Origin of the sequence: Dermacoccus sp. 147Ba (genome assembly GCF_004151355.1) — a bacterium.
Taxonomy (GTDB): domain Bacteria; phylum Actinomycetota; class Actinomycetes; order Actinomycetales; family Dermatophilaceae; genus Dermacoccus; species Dermacoccus abyssi.
This window is the reverse complement of sequence record NZ_SEHL01000001.1, coordinates 21,570-37,864: the sequence shown is the minus strand read 5'-3', so window position 1 is coordinate 37,864 and position 16,295 is coordinate 21,570. Positions and strand designations below refer to the sequence as shown.

The 16,295-nt window shown below is 68.3% G+C and carries 14 protein-coding genes; 8 read left to right on the top strand and 6 right to left on the bottom strand.

What is annotated here, in order from left to right:
* Positions 1-75: 75 nt before the first annotated feature.
* A complete protein-coding gene (typA, locus tag EVU97_RS00180) occupies positions 76-1,989 on the bottom strand; it encodes a translational GTPase TypA (protein WP_047310325.1) in 1,914 nt (637 codons plus the stop codon).
* 251 nt (positions 1,990-2,240) lie between these two features.
* Between typA and EVU97_RS00175 the strand changes: the two genes are divergently transcribed.
* Positions 2,241-2,963: a VIT family protein gene (locus tag EVU97_RS00175; RefSeq protein WP_047310326.1), complete on the top strand. Its 723-nt coding sequence runs from the start codon at positions 2,241-2,243 to the stop codon at positions 2,961-2,963.
* Positions 2,964-3,013: 50 nt separating this feature from the next.
* On the opposite strand, the gene panD is transcribed toward EVU97_RS00175, so the two are convergent.
* Positions 3,014-3,424, bottom strand: a complete 411-nt coding sequence (panD, locus tag EVU97_RS00170; protein WP_118912186.1) for an aspartate 1-decarboxylase — start codon at positions 3,422-3,424, stop codon at positions 3,014-3,016.
* A gap of 270 nt (positions 3,425-3,694) precedes the next feature.
* Between panD and EVU97_RS00165 the strand changes: the two genes are divergently transcribed.
* The 3 genes from EVU97_RS00165 (at position 3,695) to EVU97_RS00155 (ending at position 7,091) form a co-directional block, all read left to right on the top strand.
* Complete coding sequence (locus EVU97_RS00165) at positions 3,695-5,338, top strand: VWA domain-containing protein (RefSeq protein ID WP_129662528.1); 1,644 nt, start codon at positions 3,695-3,697, stop codon at positions 5,336-5,338.
* A 91-nt stretch (positions 5,339-5,429) separates the two neighbouring features.
* A complete protein-coding gene (locus tag EVU97_RS00160; RefSeq protein WP_129662526.1) occupies positions 5,430-6,098 on the top strand; it encodes an HAD-IA family hydrolase in 669 nt (222 codons plus the stop codon).
* Positions 6,099-6,146: 48 nt separating this feature from the next.
* Positions 6,147-7,091 carry an L-lactate dehydrogenase gene (locus EVU97_RS00155; RefSeq protein ID WP_129662523.1) on the top strand — a complete coding sequence of 315 codons (945 nt, stop codon included), beginning with the start codon at positions 6,147-6,149 and terminating at the stop codon, positions 7,089-7,091.
* Positions 7,092-7,169: 78 nt separating this feature from the next.
* Here EVU97_RS00155 and fumC read toward each other — a convergent pair whose 3' ends face one another.
* A complete protein-coding gene (gene fumC / locus EVU97_RS00150; RefSeq protein WP_047310331.1) occupies positions 7,170-8,567 on the bottom strand; it encodes a class II fumarate hydratase in 1,398 nt (465 codons plus the stop codon).
* 156 nt (positions 8,568-8,723) lie between these two features.
* On the opposite strand from fumC, the gene EVU97_RS00145 reads away from it, so the two are divergent.
* Together EVU97_RS00145 and EVU97_RS00140 are read left to right on the top strand one after the other, a co-directional pair.
* On the top strand, positions 8,724-9,125 hold the full coding sequence (locus tag EVU97_RS00145) for an SMI1/KNR4 family protein (RefSeq protein WP_129662520.1): 402 nt from the start codon (positions 8,724-8,726) through the stop codon (positions 9,123-9,125).
* 130 nt (positions 9,126-9,255) lie between these two features.
* Positions 9,256-9,984, top strand: a complete 729-nt coding sequence (locus tag EVU97_RS00140; RefSeq protein WP_240730071.1) for a trypsin-like serine protease — start codon at positions 9,256-9,258, stop codon at positions 9,982-9,984.
* Positions 9,985-10,073: 89 nt separating this feature from the next.
* Here EVU97_RS00140 and EVU97_RS00135 read toward each other — a convergent pair whose 3' ends face one another.
* Both EVU97_RS00135 and EVU97_RS15180 read right to left on the bottom strand, forming a co-directional pair.
* Positions 10,074-10,820: an SDR family oxidoreductase gene (locus EVU97_RS00135; protein WP_129662517.1), complete on the bottom strand. Its 747-nt coding sequence runs from the start codon at positions 10,818-10,820 to the stop codon at positions 10,074-10,076.
* Between the two features lie 60 nt (positions 10,821-10,880).
* Positions 10,881-11,858, bottom strand: a complete 978-nt coding sequence (locus tag EVU97_RS15180; protein WP_165357815.1) for a DUF664 domain-containing protein — start codon at positions 11,856-11,858, stop codon at positions 10,881-10,883.
* Between the two features lie 36 nt (positions 11,859-11,894).
* Between EVU97_RS15180 and EVU97_RS00125 the strand changes: the two genes are divergently transcribed.
* The gene (locus tag EVU97_RS00125) at positions 11,895-13,109 is read left to right on the top strand and encodes an MFS transporter (protein WP_240730070.1); all 1,215 of its coding nucleotides are present in this window, start codon (positions 11,895-11,897) and stop codon (positions 13,107-13,109) included.
* Positions 13,110-13,129: 20 nt separating this feature from the next.
* Here the strand turns inward: EVU97_RS00125 and EVU97_RS00120 are convergent, their stop codons facing one another.
* Complete coding sequence (locus EVU97_RS00120) at positions 13,130-14,467, bottom strand: MFS transporter (protein WP_205744826.1); 1,338 nt, start codon at positions 14,465-14,467, stop codon at positions 13,130-13,132.
* A 614-nt stretch (positions 14,468-15,081) separates the two neighbouring features.
* Here EVU97_RS00120 and trpB point away from each other — a divergent pair.
* A complete protein-coding gene (trpB, locus tag EVU97_RS00115) occupies positions 15,082-16,287 on the top strand; it encodes a tryptophan synthase subunit beta (protein WP_129662512.1) in 1,206 nt (401 codons plus the stop codon).
* Positions 16,288-16,295 lie beyond the last annotated feature (8 nt).

Genomic DNA, 16,295 nt, shown 5'->3' with positions numbered 1-16,295 from the left:
GTTCGTGAAGCGTCCCCGGCAACGACGAAGGCGGCCACCCCCGAGAGGGTGACCGCCTTCGTCAGGCACGGAGCGTCAGCTCTTGGCCGCGTTCTTCGCACGCGACGTGGCGCGAGCACGCTCGTTCGCGTTGAGCACGACCTTGCGGATGCGCACGGCGGTCGGCGTGACCTCGCAGCACTCGTCCTCGCGGCAGAACTCGAGGCTCTGCTCGAGGGAGAGCTGCTTCGGCGGGATGACCTTCTCGAAGTTGTCGGCCGACGACGCGCGAACGTTCGTCAGCTTCTTCTCCTTGGTGATGTTGACGTCCATGTCGTCGGCGCGGCTGTTCTCGCCGACGATCATGCCCTCGTACACCTCGGTGCCCGGGGAGACGAACAGGACGCCACGCTCCTGCAGGTTGACCATCGCGTACGACGTGACGGGGCCGCTGCGGTCGGCGACGAGCGAGCCGGCGACGCGCGTCGTGATGACGCCGAACCACGGCTCGTAACCCTCGTGGATGCTGTGCGCGATACCCGTACCGCGGGTCTCGGTGAGGAACTCGGTGCGGAAGCCGATGAGGCCACGCGCCGGCACGACGAACTCCATGCGGATCCAGCCGGTGCCGTGGTTCGTCATCTGCTCCATGCGGCCCTTGCGGGCGGCGAGCAGCTGCGTGATGCCACCGAGGTGCTCCTCGGGGGTGTCGATCGTGAGGCGCTCGGTCGGCTCGTGCAGCTTGCCGTCGATCTCACGCGTGACGACCTGCGGCTTGCCGACGGTGAGCTCGAAGCCCTCTCGACGCATCTGCTCGACGAGGATGGCGAGCGCGAGCTCACCACGGCCCTGGACCTCCCAGGCGTCGGGACGCTCGGTGGGCAGAACGCGCAACGAGACGTTACCGATGAGCTCCTTGTCGAGGCGGTCCTTGACGAGGCGCGCCGTCACCTTGGTGCCGCGCTCCTTGCCGACGAGCGGCGAGGTGTTCGTACCGATCGTCATGGAGATGGCCGGCTCGTCGACCGTGATGAGCGGCAGCGGGATCGGGTTCTCGGCGTCGGCGAGCGTCTCACCGATCGTAATGTCGGAGATGCCGGCGACGGCGATGATGTCGCCGGGCCCAGCGGCCTTCTCGGACGGCTTGCGCTCGAGGCCCTCGGTCATGAGCAGTTCGGTGATGCGCACCTTCTGCTGCGTGCCGTCGGCCTTGCACCACGTGACCTGCTGGTTCTTGGCGATCTCCCCGTTGAACACGCGCAGCAGCGCGAGGCGACCGAGGAAGTTGTCGGAGTCGAGGTTGGTGACGTGGGCCTGCAGCGGCGCCTCGTCGTCGTACGTCGGCGCCGGGATCGTGTCGAGGATCGTGCGGAACAGCGGCTCCACCGAGTCCCCCTCGGGCAGCGTGCCGTCCTCGGGGCGCGTCATCGAGGCGATGCCGTTCTTGCCCGAGGCGTACACGATCGGGAACTCGATCTGGTCCTCGTCGGCGTCGAGATCCATGAAGAGTTCGTAGACCTCGTCGATGACCTCGCCGATGCGCGCGTCGGGGCGGTCGACCTTGTTGATGCACAGGATGACCGGCATCTTCGCGTCGAGTGCCTTGCGCAGCACGAAGCGCGTCTGGGGCAGCGGGCCCTCGGACGCGTCGACGAGCAGGACGACGCCGTCGACCATGGAAAGGCCGCGCTCGACCTCGCCACCGAAGTCGGCGTGGCCGGGGGTGTCGATGATGTTGATGGTGACGAATTCGCCGTCGGCGAGACCGGCAACTTCTTTGGCCGCCGGGCCGTTGTAGTGGATCGCGGTGTTCTTCGCGAGGATCGTGATGCCCTTTTCGCGCTCGAGGTCACCCGAGTCCATGACTCGCTCACCGGTCGACTCGACCGTGGCGCGCTCGGCGAAGACGCCGGCCTGCCAGAGCATCTTGTCGACCATCGTGGTCTTACCGTGGTCAACGTGGGCGACAATCGCGACGTTTCGGACGTCGTTACGGGACTTCAAAGCCATACTTCCCATTGTCGCAGGGTTTTTCCGTGCTCGAGGACACGTCGTTCGGAGCATGACGAGGCACACATCGTCTGACACCTGCCGCGACGGCACGCGACGCCCAGAAGTGCACGGGGCCGATGGAGGTGGCGGAGGCGCTGGCGTCGGCGGCGTGAGCTGCGGCCGCCGTGGTGACCATGTCGGCACTCGGGCGAGTGACGCAAGGCTTTCCTACCTTGGCGCGGGCAGGCTGGTTCTTCACACTGACGATCATGACGAGTTCCGCACCTGCCGCGCATGCCGGAGAGCCGCATGATGCCACTCACGCTTCGACGTTGAACTGGCTGCGTGCCGGGGTGCTCGGCGCCAACGACGGCATCGTGTCCGTCGCCGGTCTCGTCATGGGTGTGGCCGGCGCGACGACGCAGCGCACGCCCATTCTCGTCGCCGGCATCGCGGGCATCGTCTCGGGCGCGCTGTCGATGGCAGCAGGCGAATACGTCTCCGTCTCCACGCAGCGCGACAGCGAGAGGGCCCTCATCGCCAAGGAGCGTTGGGAACTGGCACACCTTCCCGACGAGGAACTCGACGAGCTGGCTGACATCTACGTCGACAAGGGGCTCGAGCCGGAGCTCGCCCGTCAGGTCGCGGAGCAACTCACGGCGAAGGACGCTCTGAAGGCCCACGCCGAGGCCGAACTCGGCCTCGATCCGGAGGCCCTGACGAACCCGTGGAGCGCCGCGGGTGCATCCTTCCTCGCCTTCGCGCTCGGTGCTCTCGTGCCGCTGCTCGCCATCCTGATGCCCCCGACGAACCTGCGGGTGCCGGTGACCGTCGTCGCTGTCGTCCTGGCGCTCGCCGTCACGGGTTTCGTCAGTGCCCGTCTCGGCGGCGCGGCACCCCAGCGCGCCGTCGTACGCAACGTCGGTGGCGGCCTGCTCGCCATGGCCATCACCTTCGGCGTGGGCGCGCTCGTCGGCACCGGCGTCGGCTGAGCCCGACACTGCCCGTCGTGTCACGTCTGCGACACGGCACCTGCGACCGGTCAGCCTTCGCGCGGGTCGACGAGGCCGGAGCCCTGCGGCGCGTGCGCCGGGTCGCTGCCCTTCTCAACGATGCGGTTGTCGCCGTCGACGAACACCACGCGGGGTTCGTGGGCGGCGAGCTCGTCCGGGCCGAACTGGCCGTACGCGATGAGGATCACCGTGTCGCCGACGCCCACGAGGTGCGCGGCAGCGCCGTTGATGCCGATGCGCCCCTCGCCGCGCGGCCCTTCGATGACGTAGGTGGTGAGGCGGTTGCCGTTGTCGACATCGACGATGTCGATCTGCTCCCCCTCGAGCAGGTCGGCGGCTTCCATGAGGTCGGCCGAGATCGTGCAGGAGCCGACGTAGTGGAGGTCTGCGTGGGTGACCGTCGCCCGGTGGATCTTGGCGCGCATCATCGTGCGGAGCATGTCAAGGAGCCTTCCTGCTGGCTTGCGGGTCGAGCGTGACAGTACTGACGTAACGCTCACGGCTCACCGGTTTGTGCCGTGAGCTTGACCACCCCCGCCGGGAAGGCCCTGTGAGCCCCCGACAGCCGGTGCTCGAGGTTCGATCACGCCGACGCCCTAGACTACCGGCGTGAGACGCACGACATAGTCGTCTCACGAAGCACTGCCGTGCGGGCGACGCGCCGGCGGGTGCACCAGTGGCCGTCGCTCCGTTTCACAGGCAGGTTCCCCGTGGCTGACGCCGACTACACGAGCCGTTCAGAACGCCGTCGCGAGTCCGCGCGCTCCAACTCAGGCAAGACCGTCGCTGCGGTGGTCGTTGCCCTCCTCGCCATCGGCGGTGGAGCGTGGGCCTGCAACAAGGCGGGTGACGACAACGGCGGTAACGGTGAGAACGCCGCCGCCAGTGGCGACAAGTGCGCCGGAGCCCAGATCACGATCACCGCGAACCCGACGCTGTCCGGCCCCCTCACGAAGGCCCTTGAGGGGTACAAGGGCGGCCAGGACGAGCAGGGCTGCGAACGCACATACGCCGTGCAGGCCGCCACGGATTCCGAGACCCTGCAGCAGATCAAGAGCGGCTCCCCCAGTGCCCAGATCTGGGTGAGCGACAACCCCGGCTCGTTCGACGAAGCCTCCGAGGCCGCCGGGACGAAGATCACGCCGGGCACCGCCTTCGCCTCATCGCCTGCCATCATCAGCGGGCCGAGCGCGCAGTTGAAGAAGCTGGGCACGGACGAGGCGGCATGGACGAAGATCCTGTCAGCCAACCCACCGCTGACCGTCGCCAACATCACGCGTGATCGTGCGAGCGCCCTCGCCGTGACCGCTGCGTCCCAGGCGCTCGGCACGGACAACCAGAAGGCGCGTGAGGCCTTCGGCCAGCTGGCTCTCACGGCGCGCGACAGCATCCCGTCCAACGCCCCGTACGTCACTTCGGAGGCCGCACTGGCTGCCCGAAACGCGAAGAGCTCCACCAAGCTCGCCGAGATCGGGCTCGAGGGTGGATCACCGCTCGTCAAGGTGAGCGCGGCCAAGATGATCGCCGACGACCCCCAGACCGACGCAGCCTACGAAGAACTCATGACGCGCCTCACCTCCGCCGAGGGACAGAAGGCTTTCGCCGGCGCCGGATACCGCTCGGCCGACGGTTCGAAGCCGCCGTCGAACGCGCCCCAAGGCGCGGACTCGGTGCGCACCACCTCCGGTGCCAGCGACCAGACGGTCAGCCAGGTCGTCGCCAGCTGGGCCGAGGCCACCAAGCCGCTGCGTCTGACCACAGTCGTCGACGTGTCCGGTTCGATGCGCGAGAAGACCCGCGGCGTCAGCCGTATCGAGGCTGTCTCCAAGGCGACGAAGCACGGACTCTCCCTGGTGCCCGCATCGACGTCCATCGCCGTGTGGGAGTTCTCGACGGAGCTCGACGGCAAGAAGGACTACGAGGAGCGCATTCCGATGTCGCCGATCTCCGACCCTGCCAAGCTCAAGCGCATCCAGGCCTCGATCGACACCCTTCCGCAGCGGGTCAAGGGCGACACCGCTCTCTACGACACCATCTGGGCCACCTACCAGGCCGCCCAGAAGGACTACAAGGACGGCCAGATCAGCACGGTCCTGCTCGTCACGGACGGCCGCAACGACGACCCGAAGGGCGGCCTGTCGCTCAGCGAGCTCAAGAAGAAGCTGCGGGACGCCGTCGACCCGAAGCGCCCCGTCGACATCTCGACGCTCGCGATCGGCGAGGACGTCAACACGAAGGAACTGAGCGACATCGCGAAGATCACCGGCAGCGGTGGCACGGTCTACACGGCCAAGACGCCGCAGGACGTGTCGGCCGTGCTCGCCGCGTCGTTGCAGAACCGCTCGAGCAACTGATCGTTCCCGCTGATCGTTCGCCGAAGGGCACGCGCCGCAGCTCGCGGTGCGTGCCCTTCAGCGTCCCGCGTCGACATGATGGGATGAGCCCATGCCCACGCTCGACGACCTCACCGCTCTGACCGGGCCCACCTTCGCCGCGGTCCTCTTTGACAACGACGGCACGCTCGTCGACTCGACGCCGGCCGTCGAACGCTCCTGGCTCGCGTGGGCTCGCGAATACGACATCGATCCCACCCTGCTCGGCCGCCACCACGGGGTGCCTGCGGCCGGCATCATCGCGAGCATCGCCCCGCACCTCGACGCACGGGCCGCGCTGGCGCGCATCACGGAACTCGAGGTCGCCGACACCGACGACGTCCGTGCGATCGCGGGCGCCATCGAGGCCGTGGAGGCCATCGGCCCGAAGCGCTGCGCCGTCGTGACGTCGGCGACGCGCGAGCTGGGCCTCGCCCGACTCGCCGCAGCGGGCATTCCGTTGCCCGACGTCGTCGTCACGTTCGACGACGTGGAGCGCGGCAAGCCGCACCCCGATCCGTTCCTGCTCGCCGCCGAGCGCCTCGGCGTGGACCCCACCCACTGCCTCGTCGTCGAGGACGCGCCGAGCGGTCTCGCTGCCGCCAAGGCCGCCGGATGCGCCACGCTCGCGCTCACGTCGACGACGCCCGCCGACGTGCTCGACGCCGACGCCGTCGTCGAATCCCTGGCGTCCGTACAGTTCGTTCCGGGCTCGGAGGGCGTCGCGCTCGAATCCCGTTGACGCCCGGTCGATCACCTGGCGTTCACCCGGCCCACCTACGGTGGATTCATGAGTGATCGAGTCGTTCTCATCGGCGCCGGCGACGTCGGCGTCGCCTACGCCTACGCCCTCGTCAACCAGGGCCTCGTGCACGAGTTGTCGATCATCGACATCAACGAGCAGAAGGTCTTCGGCGAGGTCATGGACCTCAACCACGGTGTCGTCTGGGCACCGACACCGACCCGCGTCACCGTGGGCGAATACGCCGACTGCGCGGACGCCGACGTCGTCGTCATCACGGCGGGCGCCGCACAGAAGCCCGGCGAGACCCGCCTCGACCTGGTGGGCCGCAACGTCGAAATCTTCCGTTCCATCGTCGCCTCGGTCATGGAGACAGGCTTCGACGGCATCTTCCTCATCGCCACGAACCCCGTCGACGTCATGACGTACGCGACGTGGAAGTTCTCCGGCCTGCCGTCGGAGCGCGTCATCGGTTCCGGCACCGCGCTCGACACCGCGCGCCTGCGCTTCATGCTCGGTGAGCTGTACGACGTGGCACCGACGTCGGTGCACGCCGCGATCATCGGGGAGCACGGCGACACCGAGGTGCCCGCGCTGTCGTCGGCGAACGTGGCCGGTGCTCCCCTCGCGCGGGACCTCGACGCCGTGCCCGGCCGACGCGACGAGATCGAGCGCATCTTCGACGAAACACGCACCGCCGCCTACCAGATCATCGACGCCAAGGGCTCGACGTCGTACGGCATCGGCATGGCCCTTGCGCGGATCACCCGGGCGCTCCTTCGCGATGAGTACGCAGCCATCCCGATCTCGACGTACCTGCACGGGCCCTACGGCGTCACCGATCTCTACCTCGGTGTGCCTGCGGTACTGGGGCGCAAGGGTGTGCGCAGCGTCGTCGAACTCAGCCTGACCGACGCCGAGGCAGCCGGCCTCGCCCACTCGGCCGAGGTGCTCGGGCGCATAGTCGACGACGCGAACCTGCGCGGGACCTGACGAACGTCGCGGCGGCCGAGCAGCCACGACGAAGCCCCGGAGACAGCCTTTGCGTCTCCGGGGCTTCGCGTGTGCGGGTCAGGCCGACGGGTGCGTCATGTCGGCAGGCACGACCCAGGCGTCGAAGTCCTTCTCCGAGACCTCACCGGAGGCGACTGCGGCCTCGCGCAGCGTGGTGCCCTCCTTGTGGGCCTTCTTCGCGATGGCGGCCGCCTTGTCGTAGCCGATGTGGCGGTTGAGGGCCGTGACGACCATGAGGTTGGAGGCAAGGTTCGCCTCGATGCGCTCGCGGTTCGGCTCGATGCCGCGTGCGCAGTGCTCGGTGAACGAGCGGCACGCATCGGAGATGAGGCGGATGCTCTCGAGCACGGCGTGCGCCATGACGGGCTTGAAGACGTTGAGCTGGAAATTGCCCTGCGAGCCGGCGAAGCCCACCGTGGCGTCGTTGCCGAACACGCGCGTCGCGACCATCGTCATGGCCTCGGCCTGCGTCGGGTTGACCTTGCCCGGCATGATCGAGCTGCCCGGCTCGTTCTCGGGGATGTTGAGTTCGCCGATGCCGTTACGCGGGCCGGAGGCCAGCCAGCGCACGTCGTTGGCGATCTTCATGAGCGCGCCGCCGAGCAGCTTGAGCGCCGAGGACACGGCCACGAGTTCGTCGTGGGCCGACAGCGAGGCGAAGAGGTTGTCGGCCTGACGGAACTCCTGGCCGGAGATCTCGGAGATCTTCTTCGCGGCGAGCTTGCCGAAGTCCGGGTGGGCGTTGAGGCCCGTGCCGACGGCCGTTCCGCCGATCGCGAGAGCGCGCGTGGCCTGCTCCGCCTGACGCACCTGCTCCAGCGCGAAGTCGAGCTGGGCCACCCAGCCGCCGAACTCCTGGCCGAGCATGATCGGCGTCGCGTCCTGCAGGTGCGTACGGCCGACGCTGACGATGTCCGCGAACTCGTCGGCCTTGGCGGCGAGCACGTCACGCAACTCGGTGACGGCCGGGTACAGGCGCTCCACGAGGTCGAGGACGACGGCGATGTGCATGGCCGTCGGGAACGTGTCATTGCTCGACTGGCCGCGGTTGACGTGGTCGTTGGGGTGAACCGGCTTCTTCGAGCCGCGCTCGCCGCCGGCCAGTTCGATGGCGCGGTTGGAGATGACCTCGTTGGAGTTCATGTTGGACTGCGTGCCCGAGCCCGTCTGGAAGACGACGAGCGGGAACTGATCGTTCAGACGCCCCTCGATGACGTCGTCAGCCGCACGCTCGATGAGTTCGGCGACGTCGGCGGGCAGCTGGTCGAGTTCGGCGTTCGCCTGGGCTGCAGCCTTCTTGAGGATGCCCAGGGCCCGCACCATCACCGGACCCCACACGAAGGTGTCGCGGCCGATGTCGAAGTTCTCGATGCTGCGCTGGGTCTGAGCACCCCAGTACGCCGCCTCGTCGACCTCGATCTGCCCCATGCTGTCGGATTCAGTACGCGTAGCCATACCTTCACTCTAGGCACGCTCCAGCCCCCACTTCCACACGCGGTGCGGCCTGCGGCCGGGCGACGCAGAAGCTCGCCCCGATAGCCTTCGGCAAGGACCCCAGAGCGCTTCGACCGACGTGGCACGGGAGGGCTCGGGGAATGTCAGACTGGCGCCATGTCCTACTCCGAGTACTTCGCGTCCGACCAACTCGACACCCCCGCCACCGAGGACGAGATCGCTCACGCCGAGGAGGCCCTCGGCGTCACGTTCCCCGACGACCTGCGTGCCTTCTGGCTGACGTCAGCCACCTTCAACGGCCAGGTACTCACCGCCGACGGCGGTCCTGGCCCGTACCTGCGTGTGCTGCACCCGAGTTCGGTGACGAAGGTGGGCGAGGCGTGCGTGTTCGGTCGCGGTGAGGACTGGGATTTCGGTGTCGTTCCCGGCCACCCGACGCGCTGGGTCGACGTCGAGCGCGGCACGGGTGAGGAACTGAGCGAACTCGGCGCGACGTTCGTCGGTTTCCTCGAGTCGCTGCGCGTCGAGTTCGAGACGGAAAACAATCTCCTCGACTGACCAACATAGTTCCACGGTTCACAATTTGTAACTTCATTGTGACCTCGCTCACGCACTCTCTTTGCGTCGCCTATGTAAGCGTTGTGGGCACTCACGACCCCACCTCCCGGGGTCGACGGGAAAGAGAGGCATGAAAATGACCCGACCGACGCTCCGCCTCGCCGCTGCCGCGGCCGGCACGACCATGGCTTTCGCGCTCGCCCCCACGGCAGGCGCCTCGCCCACGGTCGACAAGCCCGAGTACATCGTCGGAGGCTCCCAGGCCTCCAACCCGTCCGTCGTACAACTCGTCTTCACGCAGGACGGCGGTCAGTACGGCTGCACCGGCGAGGTCATCGCCGCGCAGTGGGTCCTCACCGCACGTCACTGCACCGAGGGCAGCAGCCGGATGAAGGTCTACACCTCCAACTCGACGACGAATCCCGGCACGCCGGTCTCCGGCGACCGCCTCGTCAACTCCCCCTACGGAGATGTCGGACTCGTCCACCTCGCCAAGCCGGTCGGCGTCAACCCGATGCCGATGGCCAACTCGTACACGGCGCAGCGTGGGCAGACGGGCGTCATCAGCGGCTACGGCCTTCGCGCCAACAGCCGGCAGTCCACCGGCCTGTTCAAGGCGAACGTCACCGTCCTCGGCTCGAGCACGGATGCCTACCGCGGCCGCGCGATCCACGTCCAGGGCATCGACGGCGCGTCGAACCACGGTGACTCCGGAGGCCCGCTCGTCATCAACGGTCAGATCGTGGGCGTCTGCTCGACGGGCGACACGGCCGACCCGGGCAGCAACATCCACGCCGGTTCGAACTACTCCAACATCACCGGCCACCGCGCCTGGATCCGTCAGACCGCGGGCGTCTGAGCCACGACCACGATTGACGAGGGGCGCCGCACTCACGACGAGTGCGGCGCCCCTCGTTCGCGCCACGCGCCGAAATCAGCGCGGGAGCGTCAGTTCTCCTGATCCATCCACTCGTGCCACGAGCGGCCACGCACGATGACGGCGTCCTCCTGCCGCGGCAACATGCCGCCCTCGGCCATGGATGCGGGCGCTTCGCCCGGCTTCACCGCGGCATCGAGCCCCTTGGCCGCAACGTGCTCGCGGGCCAGGCCGACGAGACTCTCGGTGCGCGGCCCGGCGAGTTGGACATCGCCGTCGAACGACCCCGTCGCCATCTCGAGCAGCAGACGAACGACCTCGGCGGAGTCGACCGGCTGCAATTCCACGTCCATGACGTCGGCCACGCCGTCGGTGGTGAACAACTCGACCATCTGGCCCGGGAATTCGTGGAACTGGGTGGCGCGCAGAACGAGGACGCCCGGGGAGTTCTCCCGGTGGGCCTTCTCCTGTGCCACCTTGCCGACGTAGTAGCCGTAGTCGGGGCTCTCCTCGATGCCGACGATCGACAACACGACCGTGCGTCGCACGCCGGCCTCGTGAGCTGCCTGGCCGAGATGGCCGGCCACCGAACGGAAGAAGCTGACCGCCTCGTCCTCCTCGAAGCTCGCGCCCTGCGTGACGTCGACGACGGCGTCCACGTCCGCGAGCGCCTCGGCGAGGCGGGGCAGGACGGCCTCGTCCGTGAGGTCGAAGCCGGAGGAACGCGACACCTCGACGACGTCGTGACCGTCGGAGCGAGCCAGCTTGACGAGCTTGGTTCCGATGAGGCCGGTCGAGCCGGCGATGGCGACACGCATGACTTCTCCTTGCGTTGCGGTGGAATCGAGCGGCTGTGCCCAGTCAACCAGAGGGCGCGTTCAGAGCTTCTTCACGAGCGCGAAGCCCTGGAGGACAACCTGGGTGTCGTCGTTCACCGTGAAGTTCGGGTCGTCCAACTCGGCGCGCACGTCGTCACTCGTCCAGAAACGTTCGTGCGCTTCCCGCCATTCGGCGACGTCCCGGAAGCCTTCACCCTCGTCGAGGGCGTGATCGAGGTCGACCTCGTCGAGGCTGACGACGCGCACCTCGGTCGTCTCCGTGATGCCGACCGGCAGGCCGGTCGAGGAGATGAGCACCTCACGCTCCCCCACGACGGGCAACGGCTCACCGTCCGCGCGGTACCCCTCCAGCAATGCCGACGTGGAACTCTTCGTACCGCTGATGATGGCGGCGAGCAGCGTGTCGCGTAGCGGACCCGGGAAGGCGTAGAGGCCGGCGCGAGCTCCCGGCCACTGGGCCTCGATGGCAACGTCGCGCAGCCGATCGACGTGGTCGGCCCACGACGCGTCGTCACCGAACGGCAGGTTCGGGTTCGCCTCACGCAACCCCACGCGTCCGTCAAGCTGCTCACGCAGAATGTCGAGATGCCCTGCGTGCCGAGCGATTTCGACGACAAGGTGAACGAGAATCCGGTGCAGCGTCACGTCGGGCTGGGGCCACCAGGGCACGCTACCCGGAGCCTCAAGATCGAGGGCATCGATCGTCGCGTCGGCGTGGGCAACAGCGCGGCGGTACAGGAGCACGACGTCCTCGATCGACTCCTCGCCGGTCGCCCACATGTCCGCGTTGGGCTCCGCACCCGGCCCGATCCAGGGCAGTTCCTCGCCGGGGCGGCCGAAGACGATGCCGAGATAGCCGTACTCCATCGCAGCAAGATGCTTGACGATGCCGAGGACGTTCGAGCCCGTCGACGTCATGGGCCATCGCGCCTGCCACTCGTCGAGCCCCTCGAGCTTCCACAACACCGCGGAACGCAATGAGTCGAGGTAGGTCTTGAGCATCGCCTTGTCGTCCATTCGACCAGCCTAGGGCCGCCCGTCACAATGGTCGGTATGCCTGAATCCCCCACAGCCTTCACGCGCGAGCAGGGACGTGCGCTCGTGCGCGCCGTTTTCGCGATCTTCTTCGTCAACGGCGTGATGATGGGCGCATGGGGCGGTTCGCTGCCGGGCCTGCGTGAGCGCGTCGGTACGGACGCGGGCGGCATCGGCGCCGTTCTCCTCGTCACCGGCGCGAGCGCCATCGTCTCGATGCAGATCGGCGGGCGCGTCTCCGACCGCATCACCCCACGCTTGCCGTCTCTCGTGAGCGGCGTCGCGATGGCTGCGGCTGTCGGAATCCTCGCCTTCGTACCGAACTATGTGGCTCTCGTCCTCGCGGGAGCGCTCATCGGTGCGAGCAACGGCACCATGGACGTCGCGATGAACGCCCTCGGCATCGACGCGGAGAAGGCCTCCGGCATACCGGCGATGAGTCGTTTCCACGCGTTCTTCTCGCTCGGTGGCTTCGTCGGCGCGGTCATCGTCGTGGCGTTCGCCCGCCTGCAGGACGACGCCGATCCACGCTCGGCCCTCATCGTCATCGCCGTCGCGGCGCTCCTCGCGCTCGCCGCACTGCTGGCCCGCACCCCCAAGGCCCCCCACGACGACGCAGGCGCGCAGGCGACGGATGAGGCCGACGTTTCGGCGTCCGCGAAGGCCACGGGCATCCCGCCGCAGGCGTGGTTGCTCGGCGTCATGGCCCTGTTCTTCGGCTTCACCGAAGGAACGGCCATCGACTGGGCCTCGATCCACGTCACCGACGTCGCGAAGGTCGACGCCGGCACCGGCGCAGCAGGTCTCGTCGCCGTGTCGGCGACGATGGTCGTCATCCGCCTCGTCGGCGACGCGCTCGTGCGCCGCTACGGACGCGTCGCGGTCGTCCGATTCGGAGCTCCGGTGGCCGTCGCCGGTTTCGCGGTGACGGTGGTGGCGTCGTCCCTGCCCGTCATCCTCGTCGGCTGGCTGCTCGTGGGCCTGGGTGTCGGCATGATCGCGCCGCAGATCTACGCGATCGCGGGCCACATCGGCGGCGGTCGGGTGCTCGCCATCGTCACCGGCTTCGGGTACACCGCGTTCCTGGCCGGGCCGGGCGTCATCGGCTACCTCAGCTCACACTTCGACATTCAGCGCGCGATGCTCCTACCGCTCGTGGCGGGCCTGCTGCTCACCGCGCTGACGTTCACGCCCGCCCTGCGCGATCCGCAGGACGAGCGCGTAGGCGCCTGAGCGACACCCAACGAGCCTGCTCAGGCCTCCTCGAGGCTCGCGCCACGTCGTTCGGGCAGGAGCAGTGACGCCACCGTGGCGACGGCGAACGCGAACGCGATGAGCACGAACGTCCACACCTCGCCGTGCTCGGTGAAGACGACCGGCACGATGAGCGGCGCGACGATCGACGCGATGCGGCCGAACGCCGTAGCGCTTCCGGCACCCGCGGCGCGGATCGCGGTCGGGTAGATCTCCGGCGTGATGGCGTAGAGCGCACCCCAGGCGCCGAGGTTGAAGAAGCTGAGTGCACATCCGGCCGCGATGATCGTGGCTTCGGAGCCGGCGTTGCCGAACGCGAGCGCCGAGAGCGCGGAGCCGGCGAGGAAGGCGGCGAGCGTGGGACGTCGGCCGATCTTCTCGACGAGCACCGCGGCCGCGAGGTACCCGGGCAGTTGCGCGATCGTGATGATGAGCGTGAAGCCGAACGACTTGGCCACCGGGTAGCCACCGGCGACGAGGAACGTCGGAATCCACAGGAACGCGCCGTAGTAGGCGAAGTTGACGCCGAACCACGTGGTCCACAGCGCGGCGGTGCGGGTGCGGTAGGCCGGCGCGAAGGCATCGGTCATTTTCGGCTTGGGCGCAGCCTCGTGGTCTGCCGGCGCGACGGCGGCGCTCTTCGGAGCTTCGATGCCGGACGCCGATTCGAACTCGCGGACGGATCGCTCGGCCTCCTCCTCACGTCCGGCGCGTTCGAGGAAGCGCACGGATTCGGGCAGGCCTCGACGCACCCACACCGCGTAGAGCGCGGGCACGAGGCCGAGGAGCATCGCCCAACGCCACCCGTTCTCGCGCGGCACGACGGTGAAGCCGATGACGGCGGCGAGCAGCCAGCCCACGGCCCAGAATGACTCGAGAGCGACGACCATGCGGCCCCGCAGTCGGCGCGGCGCGTACTCACTCACGAGCGTCGAGGCGACGGGCAGTTCGGCGCCGAGGCCCAGACCGACAACGAAGCGCAGAGCGCACAGCACGAGGAACGTCGGTGCGAGGGCTGACAGGCCCGTTGCAAGGCCGTACACGACGAGCGTGCCGGCGAAGACCGTGCGGCGGCCGATGCGGTCGGCCAGGGCGCCACCGGCACCGGCGCCGATCGCCATCCCGATGAAGCCGATCGACGCGAGCCACGACAGGTCGGTGGTCGACAGGCCCCACTCCTTCTTCACGGCAACCATGAGGAAGGAGATGAGGCCGACGTCCATGGCGTCGAGCGCCCAGCCGAGGCCGGAGCCGACGAGCAACGAACGGTGACGACGGTTGAACGGCAGGGCGTCGAGGCGCTCCTCGCGAGTTCGGTGTTCGGTCGTCATGGACATGGGCACTCTTTTCGTCAGTTAGGCACAAAGTCGTGCCGGAGAAAGAGTAGCCCGATCGAACCCCTTTTGGTCAACAAGAGGAAAAGTCTGGTGCGTCACGCTGTCGACGGAGCAACCAGCGCGTCGAGGAGCACGCCCGCTCGATTCCAACCGGGCGTAGGTGGCGGCGACCTCGTCACGCGGGGCCGGCTCGAGCAGCGACTGGACCGTGCCCGGGTGCTGGAAGACCTCGGACGGAGAACGCGAAGGCATCGAAACACGGCTGACGCCCCGAGAAGTGGTGCGAGTGGGTCGTCGCTGTCGTCCAGCCGACGCCCGGCGCTAACCCGGATCCGGCGCAGGTGGCGGCCTTCACGAAGGAACGCATCAGCAGCGTGAAGGCCCCCAAGGAGGCCTCCGTGTGGCCCGGCCTGAGCTCTCGGAGGTCGGCAAGGTGCTCAAGAGGACGTCAAGCAGACGCTGAGTTCGGCCTCTCAGGCCTGACCACCGCCTGACGCAGCCCCATGACGATCACGGGCTGAGACGGCCGGCCCGTCCGCCGCTCGAGGGTGGGGCGAGCATCCTCATGCCGGTTACGGTCGTGCCACGCCCCACCCGCGAAAGGAAGTTCGACCATGACCTCATACGACGAGAACGCCGAAGGCTTCTTCGGTGAGTTCGGTGGCCGTTTCGTGCCGCCGCACCTCGAGGAGCCGATGGCCGAGGTGGCACGCGCGTGGGCCGAGGCGAAGGCCGACCCGACGTTCCTCGGCGAGTACGAGCGTCTGCTCACCCTCTACGCGGGCCGCCCGTCGGTGCTGTTCCCCGCCGACAACCTGACGCGCCACGTCGGCGGTGCGCGCATCTACCTCAAACGTGAGGACCTCAACCACACCGGGTCGCACAAGATCAACCACTGCCTCGGCGAGGCCCTGCTCGCGAAGCGCATGGGCAAGAAGAAGCTCATCGCGGAGACGGGTGCCGGCCAGCACGGCGTCGCTCTCGCGACGGCGGCCGCGTACATGGGTCTCGAGTGCGAGATCCACATGGGTGCGATCGACGTCGCCAAGCAGCACCCGAACGTCGTGCGCATGGAGATGCTCGGCGCGAAGGTCGTGCCGGTCGAGTTCGGCGGGCGTTCGCTCAAGGAGGCCGTCGATTCGGCGTTCGACACCTACGCCCGTGACTTCGAGGACGTCTTCTTCGGCATCGGCTCCGTCGTCGGCCCCGACCCGTACCCGTCGATGGTGCGCGAGTTCCAGTCGGTCGTCGGGCGCGAGGCGCGCGAGCAGATCCTGTCGCTCGAGGGCCGCCTGCCGGACGCCGCGGTCGCGTGCGTCGGTGGAGGGTCGAATGCGATGGGCCTGTTCAGCGGCTTCCTCGACGACGAGGGCGTCGCGCTCTACGGCGTCGAGCCGGCCGGCGAGGGCGTCGAGGTGCCCGGCCGTCACGCCGCGACGATGGCGAAGGGCACCCCCGGCACCCTGCACGGCATGGCCACCACGGTGCTGCAGGACGAGTCCGGTGAGCCGTCGGCGGTGCACTCCATCGCGTCAGGTCTCGACTACCCGGGCGTGGGCCCGCAGCACGCGTACCTCGCGTCGCTGGGCCGCGTCACGTACGTGACGGCCACGGACGACGAATGTCTCGATGCCTTCAGCACCCTCTCGCGAGTGGAGGGCATCATTCCGGCGCTGGAGAGCTCGCACGCCATCGTCCACGCCATGAAGTTGGCTCGGGAGCTGGGCGAGGACGGCGTCGTCGTCGCCAACCTCTCGGGGCGCGGCGACAAGGATGTCGACTACGTCGCCGAGTACCTCGCGGAGCACCCGCGCTCCTGAGCGCGAGC